We start from the raw sequence: 6,929 nt of genomic DNA, 5'->3' as shown, positions 1-6,929 counted from the left end.
AGCATTTGCCAAGGTTGTACACATTGGCTGCATGCTGCGCCTAGTCTGGCGAAATTTTGAGCAGCAGCGCGGCTCGCGTTTGAAGTGGGAGCAGACCCTAAGGCAAGACCCTAACTACGGTTTTGCTTTGGACGTTTAACGATGCGCTGGGGAACCTACTTTGCCGTCTGTGCGGCGGTTATCAGTATTGGCTTGACCTTGGGCACCACCATGCCCTTGGTCTCGCTGCGTTTGGAGCGCTGGGGTTATAGCGATTTTGCTATAGGCGTTATGGCCGCAACCCCGGCTTTTGGGGTGATTTTAGGGGCGCTGCTGGCCAGTCGCCTTGCCGCCAAAATCGGCACCACAAGACTGATGCAAGGCTGCCTGCTGTTTGGCTCGCTATCGGTCGCCTTGCTGGCGTTGCTGCCCAACTACTTTTTATGGATTTTTCTGCGGCTGGTGCTGGGCGTGGCGCTAACCGTGGTCTTTGTTTTAGGCGAAAGCTGGATTAACCAAATTGTCGTAGAACAATGGCGCGGCCGACTGGTTGCGCTCTATGGCACCGGCTATGCCTTAAGCCAATTGGCCGGACCCTTGCTGCTCAAGCTGATTGGTAGCGAAGGTGACTTGGGATTTTGGATAGGTACTGGACTATTGATAGGCGGCTCGCTGCTGCTGATGGGACACAGCGGCGCTCCGCAAGTTGAAAGCCACAGTGCGGGCGGGCGTGATTTGCTCAACTTTTGCCGCAACTTGCCGGCGATTGCCTGGGCGGTGGTACTGTTTGCCGCCTTTGAATCCATGATGTTGACGCTAATGCCGGTCTACCTGCTGCGCGAAGGCTTCCCTGAGGCGCTCGCCTTGACGCTGGTTTCCGTGGTCGTGCTGGGCGATGCCGCACTGCAACTGCCGATCGGTTGGCTGGCCGACCTGGTGCCGCGGATTACCCTGTTTCGCCTGTGCGGCATGGTGCTGCTGATCACCAGCTTAAGTATGCCCTTGCTATTACACAGCCCGCTGCTCTGGCCGCTATTGGTGCTGTTTGGCGCAAGTGCCGGTGGACTGTTTACCCTGTCGCTGATTTTTATCGGCGAGCGTTTTCGTGATGAAGCCTTGGTGCGTGCCAACGCCACCATTGCCCTGCTCTGGGGGATTGGCTGCCTGCTTGGACCGCTATCGACCGGCAGCGCCAGCCAGTGGCTCAGCAATCATGCGTTGCCGATGCTGATGGCCGCAGGTGCAGTGGGCTTTTTATTCTTGGTCTTTCGCCCCGCCGCCAAAGCCCTATGAGTGAGCACCGTCCAGCGCCGGCGCAGCTTGCATGGGATGCGGCGGGATTGCCGTATTCAGCGCAGTTTGACGATGTCTATTTCTCGCGCAGCGGTGGGCTTACCGAAACACAGCAGGTCTTTATCGAAGGCAACGACCTTAACGCTCGCTTTGCCGCGCTTAAAGACGGGCAAACGCTGGTTATCGGCGAAACCGGTTTTGGCACCGGGCTTAATTTTCTCTGCGCTTGGCAGCTCTTTGAACAGCTCGCGCCAAAAGGGGCGCGGCTGCACTTTATTAGTGCGGAAAAATACCCGCTTTCCCGCGCCGATTTAACCCGTGCGCTGGCACTTTGGCCTTCGCTTAAACACTTCAGTGATCAATTGCTGGCGAATTGGCGCGGGATTTACAGCGGTTTTCAACGATTAGTGCTGGGCGGCGGGCGCGTGCTGCTCGATCTGCTGCTGGGCGATGCGGCGACCTCTTTTGCGCAGCTTGATGCACAGGTCGATGCTTGGTTTTTAGATGGCTTTACGCCTGCCAAAAATCCTTTGTTATGGAGCGAGGCGCTGTTTGCGCAGATTGCGCGCTTATCCTGCAAACAGGCCACTTTTGCCACCTTTACCAGCGCCGGTACAGTGCGCCGTGGCTTGCAGGCGGCAGGCTTTGCCGTCCACAAAGTGCAAGGTTTTGCCGGTAAACGCGAAATGCTGCGCGGACATTTGGCGAAAACCGCGCCGATGGTTTGGCAGCCGCCTTGGTTTGCCCGCCCGCCGCAAGTGGCCGGGCGAGAAGTCTTGGTGATTGGCGCGGGACTTGCCGGTTGCGCCAGCGCTGCGAGCTTGGCCGCACGTGGCTACGCGGTAACGCTCTTGGAGCGCCATGGCCAAATAGCCGCTGAAGGCTCGGGCAATCCGCAAGGCGTGCTGTATTTTCGCCCGTCGCCGCACGACACCCCCATGTCGCAATGGCTGCTGTCCGGCTTCGGCTTCTGCCTACGCCAGCTACAGCTTCTGCCACGTGGGCGCGATTGGGACGCTTGCGGCCTGCTGCAACTGCCGCTGCGCAGCAAAGACGCAGTGCAGCAAGCGCTGCTGGCCGAAGCCTTTAGTCACAGCGGCTTGCTTAAGGCGGTTTCGCGCGAAGAAGCAGAAGCGCTCGCCGGGGTAAAACTTGCAAGCGGCGGCTTGTTTTATCCCGATGGTGCTTGGGTCAGGCCGCAGGCGCTGTGCCGTGCGCTGATTTATTCGCCGCTGATTGAACTGAAATTGCACCAAGAGGCGCTGCACCTTGCCCGTACGGCAAGTGGCCTATGGCAAGTGCGTAGCGGCAACAAACTATTAGGCGAAGCGCCGCTTTTAGTGCTGGCCAATGCCACAGAAGCCAAACGATTTACACAGACCGCGCTGCTGCCGCTAAAACCCATTCGCGGGCAATTAACCACGGTGGAACAAACCGAAGCCAGCGCCGCACTAAAAACCGTGCTCTGTGGCGAAGGTTATATCAGCCCGGCGCTGCGCGGGGTGCACAGTTTGGGCGCGAGCTTTAATTTCAAACGCAGTGATTTAGAGCCGAGTTTCAGCGAGCAACAGGAAAACCTCGAAAGACTGCGTGAAATTTCCCCCGATTTATTGGCTCGCCTTAATCTTTCGTCATCAGCAGGACGGCTTAAAAACCGTGTCGCTTTGCGCTGCACCAGTCCTGACTATTTGCCGTTAATCGGCCCGCTTGCGGATTTTGCCGAATTTGCCCGCGCTTACGCCCCTTTAAGCAAAAACGCCAACAAGCGCTTAAGCGAACCCTGCCCTTGGCTTGACGGCCTCTATGTCAACTGCGCCCACGGCGCACGCGGCCTCGCCAGTACCCTGCTCGCGGGCGAGCTGCTGGCGGCCTGGATCAATGCCGAGCCGCTACCTGTCCCGCGTAGCGTAGCAAACGCCTGTCACCCCAACCGCTTTGCCTTGCGCCGCTTAATCCGCGGGGAAAGTTAAGCCTTACCTCGCCCACAAGTGGACGAGGGAGCCTCAATTAAAAGTGATGATTCACCGCGGGCTCCTGCACTACTTGCAAAAAGGTTTCAATAAGCCTTCTTTGCTTTTGCTCGTGCAGGCAGGCGAGGGTTTCGCTCATATGCAAGCTGCAATCGAGGATGGGCAGTGCGTGCAGTTGTTCGCTGCCGCTGAACTCGGCGCTCGATACCACGCCTGCGCCAAGCCCGGCCAGTACCAGTTCACGCACGGCCTCGCGGCCTTCGACCTCAATGGCTGGATGGACGGTCAACCCTATCCGTGAAAGTTCCTGCTCAATCATCTGCCGTGTCATCGAACCTTGCTCGCGCAACACCATTGGCACGCTGGCAAGGTCGGCAAGGCGGATGCTTTGGCGCGTGCTCCAAGCATGGCTGCGGCTGACAAAGGCAATCAGCGGGGCGCGGCTCAAGCTTATGCAGTGCAGTCTGGGGTCATCGACAGCTCGTCCCAGCACAGCTATATCGGTTTGATAATTAAAGAGTTTTTCCAGCGCCAAATCGGTATTGCTGCTGCTGATCTGGATTTGAATGCCAGGGTACTGTTGGTGAAAACGGCGCAGATGGGGCAATAGATGTATTGGCGAGTCCACCGTCAGTAGCAGCCGTCCGCTTTGCAGGGCGCGGGTGCTGGATAGCAACTCCTGCGCCTCATCTTCCAACGCAAACAGGCGCCTGGTGATGGCGAGCAATTTTTCACCCAGTTCGGAAATCTGCACGCGGCGTTTGTTGCGGTAAAACAGCAGCACGCCAAAGCGCTCCTCCAATTTATGTACTTGATCGGAAACCGCCGGTTGGCTGAGGCACAGCCTTTCGGCGGCGCGGGTAAAGCTTTTGCAGGTGGCAACGGCGTGAAAAGCTTTCAGTTGTGCGTGGGAGACGGCCATGTTGAATGCTCTTGTTATAGGCTGGACTTATTATTGAAACAATATAAAACGATTGTTGTTATCCAGCGCAATCGGGTTTGATAAGGGTCTGCTCCCGCTTCCCCTAAATTGCGCAATACAACCTCAACTTTAAGCCGCGCAGGAGACCATCTCGATGACTACCCGTCTTGCCCCGCCGGTGTTCGGCGAGCCGTATCTATTAACGCCAGGGCCGCTAACCACTTCGCGTCAAACCAAAGAGGCCATGCTGCGCGATTGGGGTTCTTGGGACGATGACTTTAAAGCCGTCACCGCCGAAGTACGCCGCAAACTGCTGGCAATGGCCGGCATTACTGATGACAGTTACCTGTGCGTGCCGATGCAAGGCAGTGGCAGCTTCGCCGTGGAAGCGGCGCTTTCGACCGCCATTCCCAAAGACGGTAAAGCGCTGATTTTGATGAACGGCGCTTACGGTAAACGCGCAGCGCAGATGGTTGATTATTTAGGCCGTGCGCATATCGACCTCGACAAGGGTGATTACCTGCCGCCGCAGCCGGATGAGGTCGATAAGCTGCTGAGCGATAACCCAGGAATCACCACCGTGTTTTTGGTGCATTGCGAAACCAGTTCCGGCATTTTAAATCCGCTTAAAGCCATTGCCGAAGTTGTTAAGCGGCACAATAAGATTTTCTTGGTCGACTCGATGAGTGCTTTTGGTGCATTGCCGATTACCGCCGAAGATATAGGGTTTGATTTATTGGTTTCATCGGCCAATAAATGCGTCGAAGGCATTCCCGGCTTTGGTTTTGTGATTGTTAGAAAAGACTTGCTGCAAGCCAGCAAAGGCCGCGCCCATTCGCTCGCACTCGACCTTTACGAGCAATGGGTTTATATGGAAAAAACCGGCCAGTGGCGCTTTACCCCGCCCACTCATGCTGTGGTCGCGTTCCGTGAAGCGCTTAAACAACATGAAGCCGAAGGCGGTGTGGACGGAAGATTAAAGCGTTACAGTGATAATCGTGACCGCTTGGTCGCCGGCATGCGCAAAATGGGCTTTAAAACCTTGCTGGATGAACAATGGCTGTCGCCGATTATCACCACCTTCTTTAGCCCGGCACATAAAAACTTTGAATTTGGCCGTTTTTACAATGAGTTAAAGCAGCGCCAATTTATTATTTACCCGGGCAAATTAACCTTGGCCGAGAGCTTTCGGGTGGGCTGCATCGGGCAGATTGATGTGCCAGTGATTGACGAGCTGCTGGCGGCTATCGCTGAGACCCTGGATGTGATGGGAGTGGATGACTGCACGCCCGCACCGCTGTAGGCTTACTTGGGCAAGGAAGATGGGCAAGGTTTAAGAAGAACAATGAACAACAGGCTTGTATGCCACGAACGGTCATCCTTTGTTCATAGTGGCCTTTTACCCTGCCTCCGTCTGCCTTGAGTTATAACGCATCAGCCGAAAACAAGGCGATTTTATTGCCAATAATCAAGAGGTTAAAACGTGAATAATCCTTCTCCTGCGGCCACTTTCTACCAAAGCATCCAACGCTGGCGCTGGCAAGTGTTTGCCATTACCTGGATTGCCTACGCTTCGTTCTACTTCACACGCAAAGCCTTTTCCATCGCCAAATTGGGCATTGGCGAAGACGAAGGCTTTGCCATTGATAAAGAAGCGATGGGCAATCTGGATGGCTACTATCTGGCCGCCTACGCCGTCGGCCAATTTACCTGGGGCATTCTCGCCGACCGCTTCGGCCCGCGTGTAGTGGTATTGGGCGGGCTGATTATGTCGGCCTTGGTTGCCCTGCTGATGGGTACTTTTGCCACCTTGCCGATTTTTGCGACCTGCATGATTGTGCAAGGTTTGGCGCAGTCCACCGGCTGGGCGGGCTTGTGCAAAAACATCGGCAGCTTTTTTGCTACCAACGAGCGCGGGCGCATCTTGGGCATTTGGAGCAGTTGCTATGCCTTTGGCGGCCTGGTCGCAGGACCTTTTGCCGGATGGTGGGCTTACTCGGTATTTGGCGATTGGCGCGCGGCGTTTATTTCCAGCGCAATAGTGGTCGGCATAGTGGCCGTGCTGTTTTTTATCTTCCAGCGCAACCGGCCGGAAGACGTTGGGCTGCCGCCGATAGAAGCCGACAGCGAAGAACTGCGCCAAGAGCAAGCGCCAAGGCAGAGCTTTGTACAGTCGCTGCTGACCATCATGCAGAACAAGCACGTGCTGGTGCTGGGGATAGCGTATTTTTTGCTTAAACCGGCGCGTTACGCGATTTTGTTCTGGGGGCCTTGGATGGTCAACGAGCGCATGCCGGAAATCGGCAAAGTCGCCGCCGCTGCCGTGCCCACCGCCTTTGAACTGGCCGGACTTTTGGGGCCGTTTTTAATCGGCTGGGTATCGGACAAAATGTTCGCCGCCAAGCGCTTTCCGCCTTGCGTGATTAGCCTTTTGATGCTGACCGCCTTCCTCGCGCTGCTGGTTCCGGCCATGTACAGCGGCAGCATATTTTTGGTGGTGGCGGTGCTGTTTATGATGGGGCTGACCCTCTACGGGCCGGATGCCATGCTCTGCGGCGCGGCGGCGATTGACTTCGGCAAGGGCAACGCGGCGACCGCCGCCGGTTTTGTCAACGGCTGCGGCTCGGTCGGCGCGGTATTGGGCGGCGTACTGCCAGGGTATTTTGATACCGAAACCGTATTTATCCTGTTTACCGTAACCGCGCTGATAGCCACCGCCATGCTGGTGCCGTTTTGGAACAGCAAACCGCAAAAAGCCGCTTAAA

General features: G+C 56.3%; 5 protein-coding genes. 4 read left to right on the top strand and 1 reads right to left on the bottom strand.

The genetic code is table 11. The features are described 5' to 3' along the window. Positions 1 to 141 precede the first annotated feature (141 nt). Both AXE65_RS03190 and mnmC read left to right on the top strand, forming a co-directional pair. Positions 142 to 1,272, top strand: a complete 1,131-nt coding sequence (locus AXE65_RS03190; protein ID WP_068387993.1) for an MFS transporter — start codon at positions 142 to 144, stop codon at positions 1,270 to 1,272. Beyond that, positions 1,269 to 3,242, top strand: a complete 1,974-nt coding sequence (gene mnmC / locus AXE65_RS03185) for a bifunctional tRNA (5-methylaminomethyl-2-thiouridine)(34)-methyltransferase MnmC2/FAD-dependent 5-carboxymethylaminomethyl-2-thiouridine(34) oxidoreductase MnmC1 (protein WP_068387990.1) — start codon at positions 1,269 to 1,271, stop codon at positions 3,240 to 3,242. Before AXE65_RS03190 ends, mnmC begins: the two co-directional genes overlap by 4 nt. A gap of 37 nt (positions 3,243 to 3,279) precedes the next feature. Here mnmC and AXE65_RS03180 read toward each other — a convergent pair whose 3' ends face one another. Beyond that, entirely contained in the window at positions 3,280 to 4,164 is an 885-nt protein-coding gene (locus tag AXE65_RS03180; RefSeq protein WP_068387987.1) for a LysR substrate-binding domain-containing protein, read from the bottom strand. Positions 4,165 to 4,318: 154 nt separating this feature from the next. Between AXE65_RS03180 and AXE65_RS03175 the strand changes: the two genes are divergently transcribed. After that, entirely contained in the window at positions 4,319 to 5,467 is a 1,149-nt protein-coding gene (locus tag AXE65_RS03175) for a 2-aminoethylphosphonate--pyruvate transaminase (protein ID WP_068387984.1), read from the top strand. 180 nt (positions 5,468 to 5,647) lie between these two features. After that, positions 5,648 to 6,928, top strand: coding sequence for an MFS transporter (locus tag AXE65_RS03170; RefSeq protein WP_068387981.1), 1,281 nt, complete (start codon positions 5,648 to 5,650; stop codon positions 6,926 to 6,928). The last annotated feature ends 1 nt before the right edge of the window (position 6,929 follow it).

This window comes from Ventosimonas gracilis (assembly GCF_001580025.1).
Taxonomy (GTDB): domain Bacteria; phylum Pseudomonadota; class Gammaproteobacteria; order Pseudomonadales; family Pseudomonadaceae; genus Ventosimonas; species Ventosimonas gracilis.
This window is presented reverse-complemented; position numbering and strand designations above follow the sequence as displayed.

Coding starts and splice junctions, on each gene's coding strand:
- AXE65_RS03190 (WP_068387993.1), top strand. CDS start 142: ATGCGCTGGGGAACCTACTTTGCCGTCTGTGCGGCGGTTATCAGTATT.
- mnmC (WP_068387990.1), top strand. CDS start 1,269: ATGAGTGAGCACCGTCCAGCGCCGGCGCAGCTTGCATGGGATGCGGCG.
- AXE65_RS03180 (WP_068387987.1), bottom strand. CDS start 4,164: ATGGCCGTCTCCCACGCACAACTGAAAGCTTTTCACGCCGTTGCCACC.
- AXE65_RS03175 (WP_068387984.1), top strand. CDS start 4,319: ATGACTACCCGTCTTGCCCCGCCGGTGTTCGGCGAGCCGTATCTATTA.